This window comes from Virgibacillus siamensis (genome assembly GCF_039522605.1).
In the GTDB taxonomy this organism is placed as follows: domain Bacteria; phylum Bacillota; class Bacilli; order Bacillales; family Amphibacillaceae; genus Lentibacillus; species Lentibacillus siamensis.
Window position 1 is genome coordinate 47,855 of record NZ_BAAADS010000016.1, and the last position, 25,366, is coordinate 73,220.

Here is a 25,366-nt window from a genome sequence, read left to right on the forward strand (position 1 = left end):
GCTTGGTGATTTTTAAATTGTTAACTATAATTAACAATATCAAATTGCAGTAAAGGATTACTTACAAATTCATACATTGCTTTAAGGGTTTCAACCTGTTTGACCGCCCAGCCAATATCTGTAGCGTACTGGTGGGCAAATCCACCGTTATCCATAGCGATTGGATTCCAACGCATTTTGTAAAGTGTATTTTGATTATATTTACTATGAATATAATCTTCTCCTATGAACTTTGCGCCTCCAATGATTGCTGCTTCCGGGGTGAACCAACCCTCTTTATAGGCTTTTTCGGAACCCATCTCCAAGGCTGCACCATCATTAGCGCCAACTCCAAACATGTTATAAACTGTTCTAATCTTGGTGAGATCGTCTTTATTTTTGGAAGTCACCATTGTTGCATTCCCATTTCTGTCTTTACCAACTTTAGTCCCTGTAGCCAAATCTGATGCACCGTTGTTAGTTTCATGTAAAGCATGGGATATCAGGTACAGTTCATTTACAGCGTATTTTTCTCCACCATTAATAAAAGCCTGTCCTGTTCCTTCCAAAACACCTTTTCCATTTAAAAAATCATTTAATTCTGATGCAGTCGCTTTAGTACTTGTCCCTAGGTTCAAATGTTGGAATATATCATATTTATTAGGGTTTAAATATCTGCGAGTATCTGCACGTTTCGCGTTTCTCCACTTTTGATAGGGTATTTTGTACCATTCCCCATCATTTCCAATGATAGTAACGGTTGTCCCTTCATTAAGTACCCCATATATATGACTAGGGATTTTTGCCATTGCCCGCACATTCAAGTCAGCTGTTGTGGTTGCCACCTGTTTATTTGGATTCACCAAATCAGCATGTACAAACAAACCTTGATTCTTATATTTAATCTTATACCACTTCGTACTGCCTTGCCACCTGTCACCCTTTACTTCATCCTTAATAGTAATTTCGGTTCCATAATCAACGTTAAATGCGACATTATTTTCAAACTCTGGGGATGTCCTAATGTTTACCCCCGATCCACTAATAATAGCAGAAGAAGTAACAGTTACATAATCACTATGAATATACGCTGGGTCATTACGGTATAGGTCAGTCTGTGGTGGGGGATTTTCTATCCCCATTTGAATATTCAATGCCTCATTTAATGTTATATCATAATTCGAATATTCCACAACTGGCTCCCTATATTTCAGCAGATGACTTTCATGGACCCAAACATCTTTAGTCGCTCCATTGAACCTTCCGCGATACCAGATGTTATTCTGACCAACCTTTTCGGTAAGATTTACCTCAAGCTTTTTTCCTCTCAGATTATCCGCATCATGGTATAAACGGTCTTTCACCCCGCCCCAGGCATTGTCGTAAATATTGATGTTATTCTTGTCCTTGAAGTAGAACGTTTTTGATTTACTATCAACACCTGCATGAGAGTATGTTTTAATGTCCGAAGACTTCACCCAGCCTACAACACCTTCTGTGCTGCTCGGCTTGTTACTAATTAGATAATACAGGCTGTTGTTTACTTCTCCCTGCTTCTTGATGAAATAAACTTTATTGGTACGACTTGAACCTGTTTTCATTGCAGAAGCCGACTTACCTAATGTCCTGTATATATTTACTTCAGAGTCATAGATCTGTCCAAGCCTGCTTGTCTTTTTAACATTTTCTATTACAACAGGATTTTCTGTGGTTAGATGACTTTCATGGACCCATACGTCTTTTGTTTCTCCATTAAATCTTCCGCGATACCAGATGTTATCCTGACCAACCTTTTCGGTAAGATTTACCTCAAACTTTTGATTCCTTAAGTTGTCAGCATCATGATATAAGCGGTCTTTCACTCCACCCCATGCATTATCGTAAATATTGATATTATTCTTGTCCCTGAAATAGAACGTTTTTGATTTACTATCAACACCTACATGAGAGTATGTTTTAATGTCTGACGACTTTACCCAGCCTACAACACCTTCTGTGCTGCTCGGCTTGTTACTAATTAGATAATACAGGCTATTGTTTACTTCTCCCTGCTTTTTGATGAAATAAACTTTATTGGTACGACTTGAACCTGTTTTCACTGCAGAAGCCGACTCACCTAATGTCCTGTATATATTTACTTCAGAGTCATAGATTTGTCCAAGCCTGCTTGTCTTTTTAACATTTTCTATTACAACAGGATTTTCTATGGTTAGATGACTTTCATGGACCCATACGTCTTTTGTTGCTCCATTAAATCTTCCGCGATACCAGATGTTATCCTGACCAACCTTTTCAGTAAGATTTACCTCAAACTTTTGATTTCTTAAGTTGTTAGCATCATGATATAAGCGGTCTTTCACTCCACCCCATGCATTATCGTAAATATTGATATTATTTTTGTCCCTGAAGTAGAACGTTTTTGATTTACTATCAACACCTACATGAGAGTATGTTTTAATGTCTGACGACTTTACCCAGCCTACAACACCTTCTGTGCTGCTCGGCTTGTTACTAATTAGATAATACAGGCTATTGTTTACTTCTCCCTGCTTTTTGATGAAATAAACTTTATTGGTGCGATTCGAGCCTGTTTTAACCGCAGAATCTAATTCTCCCAATTCCTTATAAATTTTTACATTGGGTTTATAGATTTGTCCAAGTTTACTAGTTTCTGTTTTTTTTATAGCAGGAGCGCTAAATGTGGAAACTTTAGAGGATTCTTTTTTCACTTGTTTCTTATCCTCAGTATCTTTTTTATTACCTTTTTCTTTCTTCTTTCCTTGAATATCCTGTTGAAGTTTCACATCTCTTTTTTTATCTTTTTGCAAATTAACACGATTTTCTTCATCTACCTTGCCATCTTTTTGCTTCTGATTTGATGTTGACTTTTGATCCCGTATTTGGGAATTTAATTCATCATCATCAGTATGTAGAGAATCCTGTTGCTTTTCATCACCAGAAGTTTTTTCAGTTCCATTTACTGTCTTATCCGAACTTTCGTTTACATCTTTGTCTTCTGATTCACCTTTACCAGGTTCAGAATCGTTGACAGTTTTAGAGTTTTCACGATCTCCTTCAGAAGACTCGGTCTCTTCATCCAACTCATTAGATTTTTTGTCGTTAACGGTTGGTGACAAACTTTTCTCTGCCTGCTCCCCTGTCTTACTTATATTAACTGCATCCTCTTTTTCTGATCCATCAGCAAATGTGATAGTTGGTATCAGCAGTGAAAAAATAAGCAACACAGTTAATAGAATTGAGAGTTTTTTCATTCCTACCTCCATATTGATTATAAATTTTTAAAACCTTTTGTGAAATCACTCCTTTATGCCATTCTTTTAGACTAATAGTATTGATGTGATGTGATATCATTTTTTGTAATGTGATTATTAAGAATATGATACTATTAATCTATCTTAATATTATACTAACGAATTTACGTATTGAAAACAGAATTTGACATCTTTTTTACAAAAGTGACAAATTATCTAATGTTTGTTGTAAAAGTGAAATATAATAACAATAATTACTTGTTTTTTTTATCCCATTTTCAATGTATAATGATTTGTAGTTATAAAATAATTATTTGATAATTATATGTTAAGATATTGTAAAGCATTTATAGTATAATGAATATAAATCGCAATCATACACGGAGGTTATTCACATGAAAAAGGTAATAACGTACGGAACATTCGACTTGCTCCATACTGGTCATATCAACATTCTGCGCCGTGCCAAAGAGCTTGGCGACTATTTGATTGTTGCCATTTCAGCTGATGAATTCAATGCCATCAAAGGAAAAGAAGCATACTACAGCTTTGAACAGCGCAAAGCAATTTTGGAAGCTATCCGCTACGTTGATGAAGTAATCCCGGAACGTAATTGGGCACAAAAAGTGGAAGATGTCCAAAAACATGATATCGATGTGTTTGTAATGGGAGATGACTGGACTGGTAAATTTGACTTCCTGAAAGAATATTGTGAGGTTGTTTACTTGCCAAGAACTGTTGGGATTTCAACTACCAAAATCAAAAAAGATCTAAATATGACGAACAATGGCTAGAGAATTTGTTATTTCGTTGTACCTTTCTGTCTTTTACATTTTCTTTAGCATCCTTAAAGTATTTCCTCAAAAGAAGAAAACTATTCTTGTTGCTTCATTTGGGGATAATCTTTTGTTTACACTGAAAGAACTGGAAAGACAGACGGATGATCAGGTTGTTATCCTGAAGACCTCTCAATGCAAAACGGATTTTGGATCAGAACGGCTGACAATGGATTTTGAAACAGCCAACATTTTCGACTGGTTCCGTTCTGTTTACCATCTTGCCACAGCGCAAAAGGTTATTGTGGACAACTATTTTGCCTTTTTGGCCGTTGCCAACTTTAAATCGAATGTCCAATGTGTTCAGCTCTGGCATGCGGCTGGTGCAATTAAACAGTTTGCACTGAAGGATCCATCCATCGAAAACCGTTCTTCGCTTGCTCACAGCCGGTTTAAAAGAGTCTACAACCGGTTTGACCATGTAGCGGTCGGTTCAGAAAAAATGGCGGCAATCTTCAGAGAGAGTTTTGCTGTCGGCAACAATCGTATACTAAGATCCGGAATACCGAGAACGGATTTCTTTTTTGATACGGGGGCTGTGAGCCAGGCAAAACAGCGAGTTAAAGAGGAGTACCCCTCCATTCGGGGAAAAAAGGTGATTTTATATGCTCCTACTTATCGGGACAATGAATTAAATGTAAATGAACTGCATTTAAATATTGATAAGATGTATCGGGCCTTTAAAGGGGAATATATTTTAATGCTGCGGCTTCACCCTGCAGTGAATGGGAATTTCCAGAATAAATATCCGGGCTTTGTTGTAAATGTATCGAGTTATTCCAATATAAATCATTTACTTGTTGCAACGGATATTTTAATCACGGACTATTCGTCGATTCCATTCGAGTTCGCCTTATTGCAAAAGCCGATGATTTTCTATGCGTATGATCAAGAGGAATATGCGGAGTCACGCGGTTTTTGGGAGGATTATGAAGAAATGGTTCCCGGGCCGGTTGTGGAAACAACTCGTGAAGTTATTGATGTTATTCGAAATGATAAATATGATCTGCAGCAAGTACGGCAATTTGCTGACACATGGAACCAGTATTCCAATGGAAATTCGAGTGAAAATCTCGTCAGTAATTTATTTACAGAGGATACACAAGTAAAAGCTGTTATGAAGACCCAATTATAACGAAAAGCTCCGATGTTTATCGGAGCTTTTCTATTTCGTATTTGATTCACTGTCTGATTCCTGCTCTGAATCGGTCTTGTCTGTTTCATTATTTTCTTTATTATCGGAGTTGGAGTCGGATTTTTGCTCCTTATCCTTATCCTTGTCCTGATTATCTTTATTCTTATTATCATCAGAACTGGTGTCTTTCTGCTTATCTTCCTGTTTTTTATTATCATTTTCAGGTTGATTATTTTCCTCTTCCTTGACGGTCTTATCCGGTTTTTCATAAGAATTATTTTTCTCCGTCACATAAGAACCACTACTCGTATTATCTTCAGTCGAATAAGAATACGACACAGTCTCATCTTCCAACGGGTCTGTCCCGTTTTCCACTTCATCTCCGTCTCTTATGCCATCTCTGTCGGAATCATTGTAGTTCGGATCAGTACCACGATTCAGTTCTTCTGCATCATCTAGCCCGTCACTATCCGTGTCAAAGCTGTTGGGATTAGTTACAATTGCTTCTTCCTTGGCATCGGAAAGGCCATCACCGTCACTGTCTGTTTCGGTTGAATCCTCTTCCTCCGTGTCTTCCTCATCATCCTGATTTTCCGAATCTGTTTGTTTATCTTGATCCTTTTTGTCCTTATCCGATTCATTTTTTTCTTTGGAATTCTTCGCTTTTGCTTCCACGTCTTTCTTTAGTCCGATTTTTTCATGGTTATCCGCTTTTAGCACTTCATTATCGGTTGTAAATGGCCGGTCACTATAATTGTGTAACAGAATAATGGATATGATGGCGATAACTCCCACAATGTTGCCGACTATAACCCATGCCTTTGCTTTCTTTTTATTCACGTCACACCTCCTATAAAAGTATTTTAACCCTATCATATAAAAAATTTGCCGAGAAGTAAATTATTCCCACGTTTTTTGTCTATATTTAGCTGCTTTTCTCATGTCCATCAGTTATCTGTGTTACATTTTAATCAGGGGGAATCAATCATGAAAATCAATGGAGTTCCAACGTTGTACCAATACCCGGAATTGCCGACCGGCTGTGAGGCGACAGCACTGGCCATGCTGCTGAACTGGGCGGGGGTTAACTTAAGTAAATATGATGTGGCGGATGCATTGCCAAAAGGTGATGAAGTACGGTTTGTTAACGGTGAATGGCTGGGGGCGAACCCTGATTTGCTGTTTGTCGGGGATCCCTACTCGGATGAAGGCAGTTTTGGTGTGTTTGAGGGGCCGATTTTGCAGACAGCTGAGAAGTATATGCCCGGCAAGACGGTGGATTTAACGGGGCAATCGTTCGCTGCGCTGCTGGATATTGTACGGGCTGGTACGCCGGTTTTGGCTTGGACAACGCTTGAACAAAAGCAAACATTTCATAGTAAAACATGGACTGATGCGGATGGAAATGTGATTAAGTGGCACCAGTTTGAACATGCGGTTGTGATTATCGGAGCTGATGAGGAGGATGTTATTGTTAATGACCCGCACACTGGCCAGGAAGAACATTATAATCGCGTTCTTTTTGAGAAAAACTGGGCATCAATGGGCGGGCGTGCTGTGACATTGGATATGATCAGGGACTAGCCAGATCATAACATAAGCGTGGTGCCCTGGTTCACCACGCTTACGTTTTAATTTTTGCCTTTGAAATCCCGAACGGAAGGCTTATTAATAAATGTATTCACATTATGAATGAATAAAACATCGTCAATGTTATGCTTCTTTACATACTTATAAACATTGATATCATTATGCCGCTGATCAAGCATATGAATTTCTTTAAAATGCCGGGCAAGGAATTGAATCATTGGATGGGCATAGGAATCTTTTAATATTAATAACTTACGTCTATCCTGCTGATTCGGATTCGTAATCGTAACTTTCGGCAGACTGCCCCCTAAGTATGCTTTATAACGCGGGGCAAATGTTTTATCAGATTTGAGATACTTTTTTACATAGAAATCCTTGTCACAGGATCCTTTCGAGCAAATCGTATATGGCTTTTCCTCGAACTTCGGCTGTACAACCGGGATTCTGTCCGGGTTTTCGACATACGCTTTCCCGGTTTTCTTTGCATACGTTCCGAAAGACGGTTTTTTGCTGTTTTTCCATGTAAACTTATTCTTTGGAATCGGCTGTCCAATCTCCGGATGTTTTTTGTCCATGGTGCTGATAATTGATTTGTATGCATAATACGCTGCTTTCGGTTTCCAGTGATGATCCGTATAAAAGTACATATTCTCTTCATCCATATGCTTTTTGACAGCTGACCGGAGATCCATGGCATGAACACGATCCGAAAAGCCCTTCATCACAGCATCCGACATCTTATCACCACGGCTTTTCAAGTATTCCGGCAGCTTATCCTGCATCATGATTGTTTTGTGGGGAACCAATCCAAAGTAAACATCAACACCCTTTTGATTTAACTTGCGGGTAAATGAGTTAACCTCACCTGTCGCTTTCTTCGGGGAGACTTTCTGTTTGGTTATTGGTTCAAGCAGATAACCGTCCTTGGCTACATAAATATCATTGACAACCCTTTTCCTTAATACGTTCTTTTCTATCTTGGAGTTTGCCTGAATCCATTTATTTCGCAGCATGAACTGGTCGCTGAAATAGTCATTAAATTTTTGAAAATAATCTCCGAATATCATCTTGTTTAGCGTCAAATCCGGCCGCTGTTCAAGTTTCCGGTTTTCCACCATAGATGTATCCTTATCAGAGCTTATCAGCGTTCCAGCTCCGAACGAAAAGATAAACAATAGGAAAACAATAATCATGGCTAGGTCTGTAAACTTGTATTTCTTCATCAATAAACCCTCCAGCTGTCACACTTAAAAACGGAAATAAATAAATGGGTTAAATGTGTTGGAAATCATATAAACGACGGACGTAACCAATACAAGCGAATAACTGCTGGTTGCCATAAACCGATATCCTGCAGCACGGATTCTACCTGATTGTTTTGCCTTGTTTTCCACCCATGCACAAATCTTTTTCAACAATGAGGTTGAAGCAACGAGTGCAATAAGTAAGATGACGCCGTTTTCAGCCAACTGAAACGATGCATCCATCCCCCAGCTGCCACTGCCGTTAAAGCCGAACATCGACCCCAGATAGGAAAAAGCATACGAGAATGAATTGGAACGGAAGAAAACAAAACCTGTAACAACAACAAACATTGCATAGATATGTGCAAGCGCCCGGTTGGACCGTTTTAACATTTTCCCGAGAAATGCTTTTTCCAGCATAATAAATAATCCGTTATAAGTCCCCCATAACACAAACGTCCAGTCTGCGCCATGCCACACCCCGGTCAGTGTCCAGACAATCAGCAAATTGAGGTAGGTGTGGACCTCCCCCTTTCGATTGCCTCCTAGCGGGATATAGACATAATCGCGAAACCACGACCCAAGTGATATATTCCAGCGACGCCAAAATTCACCGATGGATTTTGAAATATATGGGTAATTGAAGTTCTCCAACAGGTTAAATCCAAACATTCTTGCAAGGCCAATTGCCATATCGGAATAACCTGAAAAATCAAAGTAAATTTGAAATGTATATGCAATGATGCCGATCCAGGCCAGTCCCGTGGAAAAATCAGCCGGGTTTTGGGCAAATATCTGATCGGCAATGCGTCCGCAGCTGTCCGCAATGATGATCTTTTTTCCAAGTCCAATAATGAACCGCCGGATACCGTATGCAAATCCTGCAATCGTTTCCTGCCGTTCCTTTATTTGCGCTGCGATTGTTTGATAGCGGACAATCGGCCCGGCAATCAGCTGTGGAAAAAGTGAAATGTAAAGCCCTACATTAAAAGGATTTTTTTGTGCTTCTCCATCTTTTCGATAAACGTCAATGACATAACTGACCGACTGAAATGTAAAAAATGAGATGCCAATTGGCAGTGGAATATCCGGAATTTCAATGGATATCGACAATAGCGTATTCACGCTCCCAATCAGAAACTGCGCATATTTAAAAACTACCAGAATACCAAGGTTGGCAACAATCATCACGGCCATGACCCATTTCAGTTTTACAGATGAACCCCGGTTTGCATCGACAGCCAGACCAAAAACGTAATTCATGCCGATTGATAACAGCATGATGACAACCAATACCGGTTCACCCCATGCATAGAAGAACAAGCTTCCGGCAAGCAGCAAGTAATTTTTCAAGGCACGCGGCATAAGAAAATAGGTAACCAGCATGATGGGAAGAAATAGAAACAAAAATACCGGCGAGCTAAAAACCATAGAATTGATACACTCCAAATGAAATAGTTCAACTGTACAGTCAACTTTAACTTGCACTATCAAAATACTTCGGAACACATTGTTAAAAGATGTATGCTGAAACAGTAATGTAAACTTTTTTTACTATAATTTCATATATACTACAACGCCATAAATGAAAAGTTCTTTTGCAGTCAATTATTGGTGTGTTCAGATTTGGATATACGTAAAAAAGCGTGATCCTTCACCAATTTTCATGGTGTGAACCACGCTTGTCTTTTTGTCTTAGCCTCTATTCTTCGCTTCCACTTTTTTATTCCCAAGAATGAGGTAGTTCAATTCTTCTTTTGGAATTTTGTTAAACTCGGTTCGTTTCGTTAAGTAAAAAATGAATCCGAGTGCAATCCAGGCAATTAATGCAATCATGGATTCCATGCCTAGTGCCGCTGGTGAGCCGGGGATAAGCAGCAGTCCCAGGAATGTAATACTTGCAAGCATGCCAAGCCCGGCAATTGTTTTTTTCAATGGTGCAACAACATGTTTTTTGGGATTGAACTCCCTGCCTTTGGACCATTTGAACAGTGAAAATGCCGTGTAACACGTATAGAAATACGCAATCGTTACGCCGATGGATGACATATCAACGACCCAGCCGAGCACCTCGCGACCAAACCACGGTGCGAGCATTGCGACAATAACCGTGAAAATAATGCCGACGTATGGGGTCTTATGTTTCGGGTGCAATTTGGAAAATACGTCCGGCAATATTTTGGCACGCGACATAGCGAACATTAAACGGCTTGATGAAATAATAAAACCGTTTAGTCCGGTGAAGATGCCCATGGTCAGTGCCACCATCAGAATAACGAGTCCCATCGTTCCGAGCAGATCCTGAATGGCTGCTCCTGTTCCCCACACTTCATTTTGGGCAATCAGATCCTGCCATGGAGCAATCATCGATGTTGCAATGATCATCAGACTGTATAACAGGGCTGCAAAGAAAATGGCCAGGATAATCAGCATAAATGCCTTTCTGGATGAGAAATGAAATTCTTCCGCGGCCTGTGGTACGTTATCAAAGCCGACATAGGCCCATGGTGCGATGGCAACAATCGAAATGATCGCTGCAAATGTAGTTGTTTCTGTCGGGAACAGCGGTGCTACATTATTGAGCCCTGCTCCTGGCTGTATACCGACCATAAATGTGATGGCTATTACACCAATCACCATAATTGTGCAGAATACAAACTGCATCTGACCGGAAAGCCCTGTCCCTTTAATATTAAAATATCCGAATATAGCCAATGTGACCGATGCAATGAGGATTTCCGTAAAATAAACATCCCAGCCGGCAACCTGATACAAATGCATGTTTTCAATCAACGGCGGGAAAACAAATTTAAACATGAGTGAAAATGCAGACGCGTTCAGTGCTACGATACATATGTAGCCTAGTGTCAAGAACCATCCGCAGATAAATGCATGTGTACGTCCCAGGCTTATAAATGCATAGGCAAATTCCCCGCCTGAAACCGGAAAACTTTTTATCAAAAAACCGTAACTTACAGCAATAAGCATCATAAGAAGTGCGCCGATGCAGAAGCCAATGATGACGCCAAGCGGACCGGATCCTTCCATCCAGGTTGTCGGCTGTACGAACGCGCCCCAGCCAATTGAGGATCCAAGCGCAATCGCCCATACCCAATGTGGCTTCAATGATTGTTTCAGTGTCTGTCGTTCTTCCATGCTTCGTCTCCTTCTTTTTTTATATAACCACTCTAAAATATCAAAAATCGGCAGTTTTCACAAAAGCTCTATTACTAATGTACACCGGGATACCGTTAATAATTCAGCGTTATTGGCTGTGAAATACATTAGAGATTAAAATTTGCTTTCAAATAAAGAAAAACAAGACGTAAGCATTTGCCGTGTCTTGTTTACAAGTTGTGTTTATATCTTTTCTCTTTGTTTTAAAAGTCTTTCATAAAGCTCCTCCAAATATTGCATTAACGGCTCCCGCAAATCATCCCGCTTTAAAGCTATTTCCAAGGTCGTTTCGATGAATCCGAGTTTTTCACCAACGTCATACCGGTTCCCTTCTATTTCCAATGCAAATACACGTTGGATCCGATTGAGTTCCTGAATGGCGTCGGTCAGCTGAATTTCACCACCTGCACCAATTTTCTGGTCGTCCAGGAAGTCAAAAATTTGCGGCGTCAGGATATATCTGCCAATGATAGCGAGATCTGATGGTGCTGTTCCCTGTTCCGGCTTTTCCACAAAGCTTTTGACCTGATGGAGTTTGCCGAACTTCTCCATCGGATCAATAATACCATAACGATGTGTTTCATTTTCAGGAACTTTTTTTACCCCGATGACAGCTGAACTTGTGTTTTCATATTCTTGCATAAGCTGGCTGAGGCCCGGTTTATCGTTTTGGATGATGTCGTCACCAAGCAGCACGGCGAATGGCTCGTTTCCGATGAATTTCCGGGCACACCAAATTGCGTGACCAAGTCCTTTTGGTTCCTTTTGTCTGATGTAATGAATATCGATTTTGGCACTCGCCTGTATTCGTTCCAGCAGGTCGAATTTTTCCTTCTTGATCAGGTTTTCTTCAAGCTCAAATGATTTATCAAAGTGATCTTCAATCGCCCGTTTTCCTTTACCGGTCACAATAATAATGTCTTCAATACCTGATCCAATCGCCTCTTCCACAATGTATTCGATAGTTGGTCTGTCGACGATTGGCAGCATTTCCTTAGGCATTGCTTTTGTTGCCGGAAGAAACCGTGTGCCCAGTCCCGCCGCGGGTATGATCGCTTTTTTAATACGCCCCATCTTCATTCTCCTTTCCGGAATTTTTTTCTTTTCGTTTCAATCCGCGTTGTATCGTATCAATAATCGGACGCCTTCCACCCCAGGCAATGCCGCTTACTTCGGCAAGCAGGTGAATCAGCGCCAGTACAAAGAATGTGATGACCAGGGCCGTAAAAAGGGATGCTTTGGAAAACAGAATTGCCATGGCACCGAAAAGCGCGCTGAACGCATAAATGATCAGTACCGTTTTCCGGTGGCTGAATCCTTTGGAAAGCAGCTGATAATGGACATGCTTGTTATCAGGCATCATAATATTCTCCTTGTTATAGGCACGCCGGATAATGGCAAATGCTGTGTCAAAGATTGGCACCGCCAGCACAATCACCGGAATAATGAAACTGAACAAGGCAATATTTTTGAACAACCCGAGGATGGACACCACGGCGAGCATATAACCCAGAAAGTTGGAGCCGGTATCCCCCATGTAAATTTTTGCGGGATAAAAATTGTGGAACAAAAAGCCCAGGTTGGAGCCAATCAGGACGATACACATATATGCGGCCAGCATGCTTTGCATATCGATCAGCGCCATCACAAACATGCTGATCAGGGCAATGGTCGTAACCCCGGTGGCAAGCCCGTCCAGGCCGTCAATTAAATTGATGGCGTTGGTGATGCCGACGATCCACAATATCGTAATCAGCACACTAAAGAAACCAAGGTCAACCAGGCCAATAATCGGGATCGTAATGTTTTCGATAATGAGCCCGGATGAAATCAGAAATGACGCCGCAATCAGCTGTCCTGCCAGTTTAATGACCGGCCTGATCTGATACCGGTCATCCAGTGCACCGGTAATGATAATAACAATGGCCCCAAGCGAAATTTCCAAAAGATGCTCATGATGCGGCTGCAAATAAAGCATCCCTAAAAACACCCCGACAAAAGTAGCCAGACCTCCCAGCCTTGGTGTCACTTTTTTATGTATTTTACGGTGATTCGGAAAATCAACCACCTTTAGTTTAAAGGCAAGCTTCCTTACAAGATATGTCAGCAGGAACGTTGCAACAAGCGAAATAGCAAATGCAATCGCCAGGTCAGTATAATTAAGCATAATTTATCTCCTAAAATATATACTTGTCGAACATTGTTGATGCATTACCTTAAATTATATCGAATAAAGGGTATGGGTGGCAAATTAAAGTTTGATTGCAGAGGATAAGAAGGATTGTGCGGGCGAAGAATTTCCGACAGCATTCAGGTGGTGCCTGTCACTTGTCAAGATTCGACAAGTGACAGCAACTTCATTCTTTACTGCCGACACCTCCCATAATTACCGTAATGAGCTTCCTGATTTCTGCTTCATCGTCCCAGTCTTTGTCCGGCTGAAGGATGAAGCGGGTGATCATGAAGCCGATGATCGTGGGGACAATCAGGCGGATCATCGTTTCGTTGGGCAGGTTTTGCAGTTCGCCCTTTTCTTTATAAAAATCCAATGTCTGGTTAAAAGCCGGATAGACTTTTTCTTTGAACACTTTTTTGTAGGCGTCCTGGATTTCCGGGTGAAATGCAAGCTCCTGCATAACAATTTTTAATAACGGAATGTTGGACTGCGCAAATTCAAAACGATTTTTGATAAACACGTACATCAAATCTTTAAAATGAGCAAAGTCCGTTCTGAACACCTGATCAACAAATTTTTCGGCAAACATTGGTGCGGCAAAATTGGTGATGACCGGTGTGACGATTTCAACGAGCAGCTCTTTTTTCGTTTTGTAATGGCGGAAAATGGTTCCCTCCGCCACCCCGGCCCGTTTGGCGATTTCACTTGTTGACGTGTTGTAATAACCTTTTTCCGAAATTAGCTCGATGGCAGCCCGGATGATTTCAATCTGTTTGGGGGTCATATTTTTTTCATTGCGTAATAGTTCCAGCATGTCGTTCAATGGTGTCCCCTCCTGTTTTTATAATGTGCGATGTTGTTTCAGGGCAACGATATTAAGCAAAATGAAAACGATGGAAAAGCCGACCAGCACTCCGATTTGAGGTAATACTGCGGATAATTCTGCGCCACGAATCATGATTGCCTTCAGTGCGTCGGCACCATAAGTCAGCGGCATGATTTTTCCAATCGCTTCAATCCATTCAATCGATTCGATCGGGAAGACACCGCTGAAAAACACTTGCGGTATGATGACAACCGGAATGAACTGAAACATCTGAAATTCATTTTTCGCGTATGCTGACAGCAAGGTTGCGAGACTGAGCGCGGTTATGGCGAGCAGCAGTGTGATCGCGAGTACCGCTGCAAAAGAACCTGCCATGTAGATGCCCAGCACATAAATGGAAAATGCTGCAACGATAGCTGATTGGATAATGATAAAAATGCCGAACCCGATAAGGTAGCCAAAGACTATTTCCCAGCGTTTGAGTGGCGTTGCCAAAAGCCGCTCCAGTGTCCCCTGCGTACGTTCGCGCAGAAATGACACCCCGCCGATGATGAACACGAAAAAGAATACGAAAAACCCGATCAGAACAGAGCCAGTGTTATCAAACAGATTTAAGTCGGCTGAACCGTGCATGAATTCCACATCAAGGTCAGGTGCCTTTGTATTCAGCTGTTTAACCGCCTGGCTGATTACCTGGTTAACTGCGGATGTCGCGGATGGCTGGCTCCCTTCCATGATTACTTTTTTGTCCGAGAAGTTCAGGTATGCATCGATTTCCCGATCTTCCAGTGCCTCTTCCGCCTCAGATTCACTCATTTCAGTGATGGCAGCGTCCGCATCTTCCATGACTGTCTGCATTTGAGCGGGAACCCCGTTGACTGCGATGGCCGGTTCATACTGTTCCGTGTCCAATACAAGCCAAAGCAGCGTCATGACCAGCAACGGTGCTACCATCATGAGTGCAATGCTTCGTTTGTCACGCAAAAACTGCTGAATAATCCGTTTAACGATTGCCCGTATTCGCATGGTTTGCACCCCCAAATTTCAAAAACGCTTCTTCTAATGTTTCCGTATCGCTTTTTTCCTTCAATTCGTCGGGACTGCCATGTGCAATGATGTATCCATCGCGTAGAAGAGCGAGATTGTCGCATTTTTCCGCTTCGTCCATCACATGGGTAGTGATAACAATCGTTGTCCCCTGTTTCTGCATGTCACGGAGATCCTCCCAGATCGATGCCCGAAGAACCGGATCAATTCCCACTGTCGGTTCATCGAGAATGAGGAGTTTCGGCTGGTGCAGGAGTGCTACAGCAAGGGACATGCGCCGTTTCATCCCGCCTGAAAATTTCTCCAGTGTTTTATCCAGATGGTCAGTAAGATTGACGACCCTGGCCGCTTCTGTCACACGCTCTTTCTGATGTTTTTTTGGAATGCGGTAAATGCTTGCAAAAAAATGCAGATTTTCCCGTGCCGTCAATTCACTGTACAGCGCATCTGCCTGTGCCATGTAGCCGATTTGCTGCATGAGGCTGAATGACGGCATTTTTTCATTGTCAATCCGAGTTGTTCCGCTTGTGGGCGTCAGCAGGCCTATCAGTATTTTTACCAGCGTTGTTTTTCCTGACCCGGATGGCCCAAGCAGTCCAAAAAGCTGCCCTTCCGGAATGTTGAGATTTACATCTTTTAAAACGGTCTCTTTGTTATAACTGTGTGCGATGTTGTTCATTTCGATGAAGGTTGACATGTGTGAAACCTCCTTATTTTCAGTGTGTGAGTGATTACTCACTTATATAGTAATGCATTAATAGATGAATGTAAAGGGCAGTTTTTCAAACGGGAGCTACTGATAGGGTGCAGCTCCTGGTATGGTGGTTATGGGAGGGGCATTGACGAGTGATATGATCCTGCAATGGTTTGTACCAGTTGGATGATCATTTATTATTGGCAGTGGTTGATGTTCTGCTGCTTGCGGTTGATGTTTCGCCGGTTGCGGTTGATGTTCCCTCTTGTGCGGTTGATGTTCCACCGGTTGCGGTTGATGTTCCCTCTTGTGCGGTTGATGTTCCACCGGTTGCGGTTGATGTTCCCTCTTGTGCGGTTGATGTTCCACCGGTTGCGGTTGATGTTCCGCCCGCTTACCTGGAGATTAACCAGCCTCCACCCATCATCAGCCATCTTTTCATAAACAAGCATGAACCACTGCGCATAAGCATACATTTTATTGGACAAATAATTTTTAACATCAGGAGGCTGGGTAGATGCAATATTATTATGGAAGTCAAATGCCGCTTCGGGTGCTGGATGAGGCGGAGTTTTGGAAAATGCAGGAGTCGGAACATACGGTGGTCATGCGGGAATTGATGCCGAATCTGGAGCAGGAATATGTGGATGCGCTCAAGCATTGGGAAGAAGTGCTGAACACGACGCATCAGCATGTCAAGCGGTTTATCGAGTCGGTGATCAGGAGCAATAATAAAGTTGCGCCGGCGCTGTATCAGCAGGTGCTTGATCTGGTATCGTTCTGTTTGCAGGAAAGTGTGGCATTCATCCAGTTTTGCAGGCAGGTGAAAACGGAAAGTGAGGCGGCTGCCAACAATCAGACGGCTAAAGTTGTCATCAACCATATCGTTGATGAATCGGAATATTTTATTGGGATTGCGCAGACGATTTTATACGAAAAATAACCTTGCAGGACGCCCTTTCCCGGGTGTCTTTTTTTTACAGATAAGTATAAAACTTCTTACTGCATAGGTGTAACTAAGGCTGTCACGTAAAGGCTTGGTGACAATCAAGTTTTCTAAACAACAAACAGGGTAAAAACCTTTCGCGAATTTTTCAAACCGGAGCACGATGACTTTCCAAAACGCTCCGCTCGACTTATAATATGTACAGGAAAGGTGGTGTCGGGCGTGAAGGATGATATTTTGATTGCAAAGGTTTCTATGCTGGCGGGTAAGATTATGCTGGAGAGCAGTGCAGAAACATATCGGGTCGAGGATACGATGAACCGAATTGCGAATGCATATGGTCTTGAAAATGCACAGAGCTACGCGACACCGACAGGCATTAACTTTTCGGCGGACTTTGCCGGGGTGACCAATTTCATTCGGATTTCAAACCGGGGAACCGACTTGCATAAGATTACGGAGGTGAACAGCGTTTCCAGAAAAATCACAGCCGGCGAGGTCGGGATTGATGAAGCACTAAAACAGTTGCAGGAAATCGATAACGCCAGTTTTTCATTTCCCGCCTGGATGCAAATAATTGCTGCAGCATTTGTCAGCGGAGCGTTTTCGTTTATGTTCGGTGGTATTTGGCCGGATGTTTTGCCGGCTTTCATTACAGGTGGTGTTTCGTATGGGGCCATGCTCGGATTCAGCAGATTGATACCTGTCAGTTTTGTATCTGACTTTCTGGCATCCGTGCTGATTGGGATTTTGGCATTTATATTTATTCATATCGGCTTTGGCGCCAATCTTGACCGGATTATTATTGGTGCGGTTATGCCTCTTGTGCCGGGCCTCCATATTACCAACGCTGTTCGCGATTTGCTGGCAGGCCATTTAGTTGCAGGGTTATCAAAGGGGACGGAAGCTGTACTGACTGCATTCGCAATCGGTGCCGGGGTCGCCGTGATTTTTGTGTTCTAGAAAGGAGCATGACCAATGACGGTTTTAGCACATCTTCTAACAAGTTTTATCGCATCGGCCGGGTTCGGTGTGCTGTTCAATGCACCGCGGAATGCGCTTGTGCAATGCGGTTTTGTCGGAATGGCAGCCTGGATCCTGTACTATTTCCTTACGCTGGGCGGGATGCATGATGTACCCGCAACGATATATGGGGCAATCCTTGCGGGGGTGTTAAGCCAGGTTTGTTCCAAGACGTTCAAAATGCCTGTCATCGTGTTTAATGTCTCAGGCATCATCCCACTCGTGCCAGGTGGTGTGGCATACGAAGCAATGCGCTATTTTGTGGAAAATGATTATTTTACCGCCGTGCAATTTTCAGCAAAAGTCATGCTGCTGGCAGGCGGAATCGCGATTGGCCTGATGTTTACCGAAGTCGCCAACCAGTTGTTTAAAAAAGTCAAATTCCGCATGTAGGTGCTGCACTGCCGGATTATTTTTCCCGAAAAAACGCATTGAAAAGAAGCGTCAGCCCCGCCGCCAAATGCAGGAGCATCCCGAAAAACGCATCGAAATACCCGACCACCGATGCAGCCATGCCGATGAGACTGCCGATCACACTTCCGCCTTCATTCCGTGCAATTAGCAGTGTCATCAGATGCAGGATGAACATGATGATCAGCGCACCAAAGTTGGTCGTGATAATGAAGGCTTCCCCGATTACCGGAATCCCCAAAAATCCTTCAGCACCACCGCTTATAAACTTCAAAACTCGTGATAGTGTCAGAACCATGATGATTTCTCCTTAGTCTACCTTTAGATTTATCTTAGCATACTCACGTGAATTGAGCAGGGATTTTTTTGATGGTATGCATGTGAGATTTTATTGATTGGTATCCTGTGCTGCTCGATTGGAATTGATGCCTTCTCGCTCGATTCCGCGCCCTGTTCGCTCTATTTCGGTGCTTCCCCGATTGGATTCCACACCTCACACAAAAAATTCCCCTAATGCGGCTTGAAACAGAGGCAAAAGCTCCCCGCCGCTGCAGCAGGGAGCAATTCCTCACAACATTATTTCGCCTTTCTTTTACGCCGGGTGATTTTTCCGGTCAGGTCATCCAGCAATGTGTAGACAACCGGGATCAGCAGCAATGTGAAAATGCTGGAGATGCCGAGTCCGAAAATAATCGTTACGGCGAGTGGCTGCTGCATTTCGGCGCCTTCCCCGAGTGCAAGTGCCAGTGGGATCATCGCCAGAATCGTTGTTAAGGTCGTCATCAAAATTGGGCGCAGGCGGCTTGGTCCAGCTGAGAGAATTGCTTCATAACGGTCCATGCCTTTTCGCCGCAATATATTAATATAGTCAACGAGCACAATCGAGTTGTTCACGACAATCCCCGCGAGCATAATGATTCCGATAAATGCCGGGATGCTGAGCGGCAGATCCGTGATAAATAATCCTGTCATAACCCCGACAACGGTTGCCGGCAGTGAAAACATGATGATGAACGGGAACAGGAAGTTTTCGAATTGAACGGCCATTACCGCGTAAACCAGGAATATGGAGAATATCAGGGCGATGGACAAATCCGTGAATGATTCGGCCATATCCTGTGCCTGCCCGCCAATTTCATAGCTGTATCCCTCGGGCAGGTTCATCGCCTCGAGTTCCGCTTCAATATCTGTGACAACACTTGCCAGGTCACGATCCACCACATCACTGGTCACATTCATTTGCGGCTGCTGATTTTCCCGAAGCAATACGACCGGCCCCTCGACCTGCTTAAACGCAGCAACTGACTCGAGCGGAATGGATGCACCATTTTGCGATGTGATCTTCATATTCTGCAAGTCACTGATGGTGCTGCGCTCATTTTCCGGAAACATCATCGTCACGTTCATTTCATGGCCGGCCTCCCGATATTTCGTGGCAACCTGGCCGGTGAATTGCAGCTGAATCTGGCTGATAATCTGCTGCTGGGTCAATCCATGCATCGCAGCTTTCTCCTCATTCACGGCAATCGTCATTTGCGGCACCCCTTGTTCGGCTGCCGATGTCGGATTGTATACACCATCCACTTCGGAAATCCGATCGACAATCGTTCCCGCCAGTTCGCGCAACACCTGATGCTCCGGTCCGTTCAGCTGAATCTGGATCGGATCGCCGGTGCTCATTCCGCTGCTGACGGCACTTACCGTTATGTCAGCCCCTGGAATATGCTCGATGTCCGAATTAATTTCCTGCACGATATCTTTCGTTGTTTTCGATCGTTCCGTTGACGGAATCAGCTGCATCGTGAATGTTGCCTGGTTGGAGCTGGATCCCATCATGCCGAAGCCGCCGCCCCCGACCGAGACATAGCTGGTTTCGATAACGGATTCATATTCTTTTAGTTCGTCATTAATTTGTCCGACAATCTGATTGGTATAATCCAGCGTACTGCCCGGGGGAGCTTCGACGCTGATTTCCATTTGTCCCTGATCAGATGACGGAATGAACTCCGCACCAATCATTGGTGTCAGCGCAAGGCTCGCAATAATCGCCAAAATTGTCCCGCCGACCGTTGTTTTCCGGTGGCCGAGCACCCATTTCAGCACACTGCGGTAACCATTGTTGACCCGCCCGAGCAAGCGGTCAAACCAGTAGCGGCGTCCGTCTTCCTCCATTGCTTTTGACAGCAATTTTGACGACAGCATCGGCACCAGTGTGACGGCGACCACAAGCGACGCAATCAGTGAAAAAGAAACGGCCAACGCCAGTGGTGTGAACAAGTCAGATGCGATCCCTTCCACATACACAATCGGCAAAAACACGACCAGTGTTGTTGTTGTAGAGGCAATTACAGCCGGAGCGAGTTCCGATGCACCTTTTGTCGCTGATTCAACTAATGAATAGCCGTTTTTCCGGTATGAATAAATATTTTCCAAAATAACAATCGAGCTGTCGACCATCATCCCGATTCCAAGCGCCAAACCGCCAAGTGTCAAGACATTCAATGTTTCGCCGGTAAAATACATCAGCGCAAATGTTGAGATAATCGCGATTGGAATGGATAAACCGATAACAATCGTCGCCCGGATACTTTTTAAAAAGAGCAGCAAAATGAAAATTGAAATAATCCCGCCGATGATAATATTTTGCACCACTGAGTTAATCGACATTTTGACAAATTCGGATGTATCGATGATTGTTTTCAGATTAACATCGGACGGTATTTCGCCTTCAATTTCGGTCATGCCCTGATTGATATTTTCAGCAACCTCCACCGTATTAGCATCCGTTTTTTTCATAATCGACAGGACAATTGCCGGCTCACTGTTCACCAGCGTTTTGGTGGATTCTTCTTTATATGTATCCTTCACCTGGGCAATATCATCAATATGAATTGTTGCACCGGACGGGGTTTGGACAATCGTTTGTTTAATCGCGTCAACGGACTCAAATTCGCCGGTCACACGAAGCTGCAGGTCTTTATTTCCTTTTTTAACGACTCCGGCTGACGCTGACTGATTGGAATTGTTCAATGACTGGACGATTGTCTGTGCAGAGACCCCATACTGTTTCAGTTCAGCCTGATTAAGAATGAGCTGGATTTCGCGTTCCTTTGCTCCTTCTACTGTGACTGAAGCGACGCCGCCTTGCCGTTCAAAAAATGGTACGATCTGGTCTTCGGCGACCTGGGTCAGTGTTGCCGCATCATCACCGGTAAGTCCGACCCACATGACCGGCATCTGATCTGGGCTGAACCGTAAAACGCTCGGATCACCCGCTTCTTCAGGGAGCATGCCTTTCACCTGATCAATACTCTCCCGCACGTCAATCATCGCCTGGTCAAGGTCGACGCCGTTGTTGAACATCATCATCACAAGCGACGATCCTGCCTGTGACTGTGACTGGACCGTTTCAATCCCCTCAACAGAGCTGACTGATGATTCAATCGGCTTACTGATTAAATTTTCCACTTCTTGCGGGGCGGCGTCTCCGTAGTTGGTTGCGACAACTGCAACAGGCAGTTCAATTTTCGGGAACAGGTCAATCGTTAAGTTGCGCACCGAGACAACGCCCAGCGCAATGATTGCAAGGACAATCATGATGACGCCGACCGGCCGTTTAACGGATGTATTTACAAGCTTCACGATTGATTCCCCGCTTTCACTGCCTCAACTTTACTGCCGTCTGTCAGGGTTAATTGGCCGCTCGTTACCACTTTATCCCCTTTTTTTACATCTCCTTTGACAGCTGTTTTGTCTGACTGGGTCTCCTGAATGGTTACATTAACTTTGGCTGCCTTGCCACCCTGTACGGTGTAGACAAAAGACTGCCCGCTTTCCGTCATAACGGCTTCAGTCGGCACAATGATCGTGTTTTTCACTGTTTTTTCCGGTACGTGCATGACCGAGACCATACCTGCGAGAATGTCGTTATCCTCTTTTTCAATTGAGGCGGTTACCGGATATAATCCTGTATCATCCGGCATCGAGCTGATGGACGTTATTTCCGCGTCGTATTTTTTATCATTCATAATAGCTGTATATGTATCTCCCTCACTGAAAAGATCCTGCGTCCCGGACGTTACGGTAAACGTCAACTCCATCGCACTCATATCAGCGATGACCGCGAGCGGTTCGGAGGTTGAGACCATGGAGCCTTCACTGGCATTCAATTTGGCAATCTCACCATCCGTGGAAGCATAAATATGCTGACTTCCTCTTGCTGTGTCGATCGTTGCAATCAGGTCATCCGTCTCAACCTTATCGCCGTTTTTTACTTCCAGTTCGATGATTTCGCCGGGCGTTTGCACCATGACCGGCGCAGTGCTTGCCGGCGCAGTGCGGCCGTAAATATCTTTTTTTACAACCAGGTCGTCCTTAACTGCCTTTTCCGTCTCGACCGGTATCACCTTTTCTTCTTTTTCCCCACTTGTCTGATTGTCTTGATTGCATGCAGCAAGCACGCAGACCAACACCGCTAAAGTTATCAATAAAAGCATTTTTCGCATCGCTGAACTCCTCTTCCCTGTTTATTAACCCGATTCTTCCATGATACATTATCAATGGGTGGTTTTCATCTGTAGTACGATTTCCATTGCATTCGGTTTCATTTAAAAAATTAACATTCCTCAGGAGCTTGAGGGGGGACCATTCCCGCCGAAGTTTTTCTTATTCAGTCGGTTTTACCTTATAAAAAAACTCCCGGCATTCGGAAGTTTTTCCTGAATTTGTATTGAAGCCGTGTCCAGCCCCAGTGCCAAATGAACAGGCGATTCTGTTTTCTCATGAATTCCACGGAAAGATGCCTTTTTCAAAAAAGACAGAGCGGCTCATTCTGGCAATCACTTCACCCGTCCGTTTAAACTGCATATCGAAGGATTTTTCCGACACATTCACATATAACCCTGTTCCATCCATGAACTCAACATATGTCTGGTCACCTTGTTGTTCGTAGCGTTCAATCTGGTAGTAGGAAAGCCATACACAGTCCTTATTTTTTACAGAAGCGGTCGGGAGCATAAAAATTCCCTTATTCGGAATAACCGGAATCGGAACTTTACTATGTATTTTCAACATGCTTTGAATCGACTTGCGGCGCCCATCAAGGGACGAAAAATCAAGTAAACAACTATGGTCAATAACTTGCTCCGGCTTATAACGCGAATGCTGTTCCCCCTGGTAGTCGAGAATTAGTGACCGGTAATAGCTTGAGTTTTCTAAGTTCAGGATTGCCTTGGTCTTTTGTGTAATGAAATACACGGGCGACATGTCTGCTGCTGTCATATGCCTTCCTCCCAGTATGTTATAAGACTATTGTACTAGGTTTCCCGCGAATAAGCTATTACTTTTTTCCAAATTTTTTCAATACATATTTCGGACGTGCTTTTTAAAGATATTCACCGGCAAATATGTACAACCCCATGACAATGGTGCCGTACATATTTGTCAGGCTTTATAATCCTTGTTTGATTTCTTTAACGATATCTTCTGACAAACCAGTGGATTCTGCAACAGCTTTAACATTCATGCCTCTGGATAGAAGATTACGAGCAATCTCATTCATTCTCTGTTCAACCGCTGCTTCCTTTTGTCTTAACTTAGTGTCGCGTTGTTCAATCATTTTTTCCCGTTGGTCCATTTCCTGTTTGGACTGTTCCAGGTTCTGTTTGGATTGATTCAGGTCATGCCTTGTTTGCTCCAGATTCTGTTGCGATTCTTCCAAGTCCCGCTTTCTCTGCTCCAAATTTTGCTTGGATTGTTCCAGGCCCTGTCTTGTTTGCTCTAGACTCTGCTTGGATTGCTCCAGGCCTTGCTTTCTCTGCTCCAGATTCTGCTTGGATTGCTCCAGGCCTTGCTTTCTCTGCTCCAGATTCTGCTTGGATTGTTCCAGGTCCCGCTTTCTCTGCTTCAAATTCTGCTGCGAATCTTCCACCTCGTGCTTTAATTGATCGAACTCCTGCCTTGATTGCGCCAGCCTTCGCTCTGATTGTTCAATTTCCTGTTGCTTTATTTCCATTTTGCGGCGGAAGACTTCTTCATCCATAAGCCGCCTAAACCGGCCCTCATATGCGATACGCTGCTCCTGCGTCATACTTAACTCTTCCCAGTTTTGAAAAGCATTACGCAAAAATTCATCGTCCATGGAAATCTCCTCCAATTCCGAATAAATATCTTCATAGCCTTTTCCAGTCCTGCGATCAACCATTCCCAGCATCAACAACCATCTTGCCAGAATATCATCTCTTGGATTCAGTTTATCACTTTTCCAATCCAAAATTAACTTACTCATCTCAATAAAATGGAACTCCATGACTTCCGTTAACTTAAACTTTTCCACGTCTTCATGTAAATGAAAAGTGGTATGGAAATTTTTCGTTTCACTGAAAAGGTCAAAATTTAAAATATTAATCGCGATTACGGGACGCAATTGGCTGTATAGCATGCTTTTTTCAAGTGGCTGCTGATACGTTTTGGACCAATAGTAAAGGGAGCGTTTCACCATGTCATATTTATTCGCAAACTGTATTTCCACGTCAATCCATTCACCAGCATCGGTAACAACCAGCAAATCCAGTCTGGACGCTTTATCATCAGCATATTCATTCGCTAAATCTGTATTTCCAAATGAAATATCCTTGATTTTGTTGCGACCGGTTTTTTGTAGTATGGCGTTCAAAAAGACAACCGTAATCTCCTTATTCTTTTCGTTACCAAATAGTTGTTTAAAAGCATAATCCACTTTTAAATCCATTAATTTTGCCAGTGGTATACGTTTGAGCAGCCTCGTTTTGGCGTTTCCTTTTGAATCCTCATTCGATTTACGGTAATCGGTCGGGTTTTCTTTCACATGAATTAGTGCAGTGTATTCAGAAGGTTTCGCGTTAACTTGTTCAGCCAGTACCATATCAACACTTCCTTTGTGTTATATGAAGACTTACTAAGACGCTTTTCTGATTCTTATGTTATCACAACTTTTAAGAATATGCAAACAAACGTTCGTAAAATGTGCAAAA

The 25,366-nt window shown here is 43.2% G+C and carries 22 protein-coding genes; 6 read left to right on the forward strand and 16 right to left on the reverse strand.

Annotated features, from left to right (window positions below):
* Positions 1-20 precede the first annotated feature (20 nt).
* A complete protein-coding gene (locus ABD010_RS11430) occupies positions 21-3,251 on the reverse strand; it encodes an SH3 domain-containing protein (RefSeq protein ID WP_343813122.1) in 3,231 nt (1,076 codons plus the stop codon).
* A gap of 395 nt (positions 3,252-3,646) precedes the next feature.
* On the opposite strand from ABD010_RS11430, the gene tagD reads away from it, so the two are divergent.
* Complete coding sequence (tagD, locus tag ABD010_RS11435) at positions 3,647-4,045, forward strand: glycerol-3-phosphate cytidylyltransferase (RefSeq protein ID WP_343813124.1); 399 nt, start codon at positions 3,647-3,649, stop codon at positions 4,043-4,045.
* Complete coding sequence (locus ABD010_RS11440; RefSeq protein ID WP_343813126.1) at positions 4,038-5,222, forward strand: CDP-glycerol glycerophosphotransferase family protein; 1,185 nt, start codon at positions 4,038-4,040, stop codon at positions 5,220-5,222. The genes tagD and ABD010_RS11440 overlap by 8 nt, the downstream gene beginning before the upstream one ends.
* Positions 5,223-5,252: 30 nt before the next feature.
* Here the strand turns inward: ABD010_RS11440 and ABD010_RS11445 are convergent, their stop codons facing one another.
* Entirely contained in the window at positions 5,253-6,062 is an 810-nt protein-coding gene (locus ABD010_RS11445) for a hypothetical protein (protein WP_343813127.1), read from the reverse strand.
* A gap of 147 nt (positions 6,063-6,209) precedes the next feature.
* On the opposite strand from ABD010_RS11445, the gene ABD010_RS11450 reads away from it, so the two are divergent.
* A complete protein-coding gene (locus tag ABD010_RS11450; RefSeq protein ID WP_343813128.1) occupies positions 6,210-6,806 on the forward strand; it encodes a C39 family peptidase in 597 nt (198 codons plus the stop codon).
* A 47-nt stretch (positions 6,807-6,853) separates the two neighbouring features.
* Here ABD010_RS11450 and ABD010_RS11455 read toward each other — a convergent pair whose 3' ends face one another.
* From ABD010_RS11455 to ABD010_RS11495, 9 genes are all read right to left on the reverse strand, one after another.
* Positions 6,854-8,035, reverse strand: a complete 1,182-nt coding sequence (locus tag ABD010_RS11455) for a DHHW family protein (RefSeq protein WP_343813129.1) — start codon at positions 8,033-8,035, stop codon at positions 6,854-6,856.
* A 24-nt stretch (positions 8,036-8,059) separates the two neighbouring features.
* Positions 8,060-9,487, reverse strand: coding sequence for an MBOAT family O-acyltransferase (locus tag ABD010_RS11460; RefSeq protein ID WP_343813130.1), 1,428 nt, complete (start codon positions 9,485-9,487; stop codon positions 8,060-8,062).
* Positions 9,488-9,751: 264 nt separating this feature from the next.
* Positions 9,752-11,212 (reverse strand): APC family permease, encoded by a 1,461-nt coding sequence (locus ABD010_RS11465; protein WP_343813131.1) that lies wholly within the window; start codon positions 11,210-11,212, stop codon positions 9,752-9,754.
* A gap of 204 nt (positions 11,213-11,416) precedes the next feature.
* Positions 11,417-12,307 carry a UTP--glucose-1-phosphate uridylyltransferase GalU gene (galU, locus tag ABD010_RS11470; RefSeq protein WP_343813132.1) on the reverse strand — a complete coding sequence of 297 codons (891 nt, stop codon included), beginning with the start codon at positions 12,305-12,307 and terminating at the stop codon, positions 11,417-11,419.
* Positions 12,294-13,400: a glycosyltransferase family 4 protein gene (locus tag ABD010_RS11475; RefSeq protein WP_343813133.1), complete on the reverse strand. Its 1,107-nt coding sequence runs from the start codon at positions 13,398-13,400 to the stop codon at positions 12,294-12,296. The genes galU and ABD010_RS11475 overlap by 14 nt, the downstream gene beginning before the upstream one ends.
* Positions 13,401-13,590: 190 nt before the next feature.
* On the reverse strand, positions 13,591-14,223 hold the full coding sequence (locus ABD010_RS11480) for a TetR/AcrR family transcriptional regulator (RefSeq protein ID WP_343813394.1): 633 nt from the start codon (positions 14,221-14,223) through the stop codon (positions 13,591-13,593).
* Between the two features lie 27 nt (positions 14,224-14,250).
* On the reverse strand, positions 14,251-15,261 hold the full coding sequence (locus tag ABD010_RS11485; protein ID WP_343813134.1) for an ABC transporter permease: 1,011 nt from the start codon (positions 15,259-15,261) through the stop codon (positions 14,251-14,253).
* On the reverse strand, positions 15,239-15,979 hold the full coding sequence (ccmA, locus tag ABD010_RS11490; protein ID WP_343813135.1) for a heme ABC exporter ATP-binding protein CcmA: 741 nt from the start codon (positions 15,977-15,979) through the stop codon (positions 15,239-15,241). Before ccmA ends, ABD010_RS11485 begins: the two co-directional genes overlap by 23 nt.
* Positions 15,980-16,173: 194 nt before the next feature.
* Positions 16,174-16,464 carry a hypothetical protein gene (locus tag ABD010_RS11495; RefSeq protein WP_343813136.1) on the reverse strand — a complete coding sequence of 97 codons (291 nt, stop codon included), beginning with the start codon at positions 16,462-16,464 and terminating at the stop codon, positions 16,174-16,176.
* Positions 16,465-16,493: 29 nt separating this feature from the next.
* Here ABD010_RS11495 and ABD010_RS11500 point away from each other — a divergent pair, with 29 nt between their 5' ends.
* From ABD010_RS11500 to ABD010_RS11510, 3 genes are all read left to right on the forward strand, one after another.
* Positions 16,494-16,919, forward strand: a complete 426-nt coding sequence (locus ABD010_RS11500) for a DUF2935 domain-containing protein (RefSeq protein WP_343813137.1) — start codon at positions 16,494-16,496, stop codon at positions 16,917-16,919.
* A gap of 225 nt (positions 16,920-17,144) precedes the next feature.
* Entirely contained in the window at positions 17,145-17,885 is a 741-nt protein-coding gene (locus tag ABD010_RS11505; protein ID WP_343813138.1) for a threonine/serine exporter family protein, read from the forward strand.
* 15 nt (positions 17,886-17,900) lie between these two features.
* Positions 17,901-18,338 carry a threonine/serine exporter family protein gene (locus ABD010_RS11510; protein ID WP_343813139.1) on the forward strand — a complete coding sequence of 146 codons (438 nt, stop codon included), beginning with the start codon at positions 17,901-17,903 and terminating at the stop codon, positions 18,336-18,338.
* A 16-nt stretch (positions 18,339-18,354) separates the two neighbouring features.
* On the opposite strand, the gene ABD010_RS11515 is transcribed toward ABD010_RS11510, so the two are convergent.
* The 5 genes from ABD010_RS11515 to ABD010_RS11535 all read right to left on the reverse strand — a co-directional run bounded on the left by ABD010_RS11515 (position 18,355) and on the right by ABD010_RS11535 (position 25,257).
* On the reverse strand, positions 18,355-18,654 hold the full coding sequence (locus ABD010_RS11515; protein WP_343813140.1) for a hypothetical protein: 300 nt from the start codon (positions 18,652-18,654) through the stop codon (positions 18,355-18,357).
* A 278-nt stretch (positions 18,655-18,932) separates the two neighbouring features.
* Positions 18,933-21,998 (reverse strand): efflux RND transporter permease subunit, encoded by a 3,066-nt coding sequence (locus ABD010_RS11520; protein ID WP_343813141.1) that lies wholly within the window; start codon positions 21,996-21,998, stop codon positions 18,933-18,935.
* Complete coding sequence (locus ABD010_RS11525) at positions 21,995-22,861, reverse strand: efflux RND transporter periplasmic adaptor subunit (RefSeq protein ID WP_343813142.1); 867 nt, start codon at positions 22,859-22,861, stop codon at positions 21,995-21,997. The genes ABD010_RS11520 and ABD010_RS11525 overlap by 4 nt, the downstream gene beginning before the upstream one ends.
* Before the next feature lie 274 nt (positions 22,862-23,135).
* On the reverse strand, positions 23,136-23,636 hold the full coding sequence (locus ABD010_RS11530; RefSeq protein ID WP_343813143.1) for a competence protein ComK: 501 nt from the start codon (positions 23,634-23,636) through the stop codon (positions 23,136-23,138).
* A gap of 169 nt (positions 23,637-23,805) precedes the next feature.
* Positions 23,806-25,257 (reverse strand): Rpn family recombination-promoting nuclease/putative transposase, encoded by a 1,452-nt coding sequence (locus ABD010_RS11535; protein WP_343813144.1) that lies wholly within the window; start codon positions 25,255-25,257, stop codon positions 23,806-23,808.
* Between the last annotated feature and the right edge of the window lie 109 nt (positions 25,258-25,366).

Coding starts and splice junctions, on each gene's coding strand:
- ABD010_RS11535 (WP_343813144.1), bottom strand. CDS start 25,257: ATGGTACTGGCTGAACAAGTTAACGCGAAACCTTCTGAATACACTGCA.
- ABD010_RS11450 (WP_343813128.1), top strand. CDS start 6,210: ATGAAAATCAATGGAGTTCCAACGTTGTACCAATACCCGGAATTGCCG.
- ABD010_RS11515 (WP_343813140.1), bottom strand. CDS start 18,654: ATGGTTCTGACACTATCACGAGTTTTGAAGTTTATAAGCGGTGGTGCT.
- ABD010_RS11430 (WP_343813122.1), bottom strand. CDS start 3,251: ATGAAAAAACTCTCAATTCTATTAACTGTGTTGCTTATTTTTTCACTG.
- ABD010_RS11480 (WP_343813394.1), bottom strand. CDS start 14,223: ATGCTGGAACTATTACGCAATGAAAAAAATATGACCCCCAAACAGATT.
- tagD (WP_343813124.1), top strand. CDS start 3,647: ATGAAAAAGGTAATAACGTACGGAACATTCGACTTGCTCCATACTGGT.
- ABD010_RS11525 (WP_343813142.1), bottom strand. CDS start 22,861: ATGCGAAAAATGCTTTTATTGATAACTTTAGCGGTGTTGGTCTGCGTG.
- ABD010_RS11465 (WP_343813131.1), bottom strand. CDS start 11,212: ATGGAAGAACGACAGACACTGAAACAATCATTGAAGCCACATTGGGTA.
- ABD010_RS11530 (WP_343813143.1), bottom strand. CDS start 23,636: ATGACAGCAGCAGACATGTCGCCCGTGTATTTCATTACACAAAAGACC.
- ABD010_RS11500 (WP_343813137.1), top strand. CDS start 16,494: ATGCAATATTATTATGGAAGTCAAATGCCGCTTCGGGTGCTGGATGAG.
- ABD010_RS11485 (WP_343813134.1), bottom strand. CDS start 15,261: ATGCGAATACGGGCAATCGTTAAACGGATTATTCAGCAGTTTTTGCGT.
- ccmA (WP_343813135.1), bottom strand. CDS start 15,979: ATGTCAACCTTCATCGAAATGAACAACATCGCACACAGTTATAACAAA.
- ABD010_RS11510 (WP_343813139.1), top strand. CDS start 17,901: ATGACGGTTTTAGCACATCTTCTAACAAGTTTTATCGCATCGGCCGGG.
- ABD010_RS11440 (WP_343813126.1), top strand. CDS start 4,038: ATGGCTAGAGAATTTGTTATTTCGTTGTACCTTTCTGTCTTTTACATT.
- ABD010_RS11475 (WP_343813133.1), bottom strand. CDS start 13,400: ATGCTTAATTATACTGACCTGGCGATTGCATTTGCTATTTCGCTTGTT.
- ABD010_RS11455 (WP_343813129.1), bottom strand. CDS start 8,035: ATGAAGAAATACAAGTTTACAGACCTAGCCATGATTATTGTTTTCCTA.
- galU (WP_343813132.1), bottom strand. CDS start 12,307: ATGGGGCGTATTAAAAAAGCGATCATACCCGCGGCGGGACTGGGCACA.
- ABD010_RS11460 (WP_343813130.1), bottom strand. CDS start 9,487: ATGGTTTTTAGCTCGCCGGTATTTTTGTTTCTATTTCTTCCCATCATG.